This is a genomic window from Thermodesulfatator autotrophicus, from assembly GCF_001642325.1.
Taxonomy (GTDB): Bacteria; Desulfobacterota; Thermodesulfobacteria; order Thermodesulfobacteriales; family Thermodesulfatatoraceae; genus Thermodesulfatator; species Thermodesulfatator autotrophicus.
Genome location: NZ_LSFI01000124.1, coordinates 1 through 348 on the forward strand (window position 1 = coordinate 1; position 348 = coordinate 348).

Consider the following 348-nt stretch of genomic DNA (forward strand, 5'->3'; position numbering starts at 1 on the left):
TTCGGGAAGAGCTAAAAAATTTTTACTCTGTTTTAAAAGACGCTGACCCGTATCTTAAATTCGTTTTTATAACCGGTGTTACTAAGTTTAGCAAAGTTTCCCTTTTTTCAGGTTTAAACAATCTTGAAGACATAACTATTTCTCCTTCTTTTGCTACTATATGCGGCTACACCCAGGAGGAATTTGAGAGGGTTTTTGGCGATCGCCTGGAAGGCCTTGACCTTGATGAGGTGCGCCACTGGTATAACGGCTACTCCTGGCTTGGTGAGCCCGTCTATAATCCTTTTGACATATTGCTTTTTTTAAGAGAATATGAGTTTCGCCCTTATTGGTTTGAGACAGGCACGC

General features: G+C 41.1%; 1 protein-coding gene. It reads left to right on the plus strand.

Annotated elements, in window-relative coordinates; translation table 11 throughout:
• Positions 1-348 (plus strand): AAA family ATPase (locus TH606_RS11250; protein WP_157627933.1); only part of this gene is annotated, 348 nt, incomplete at both ends.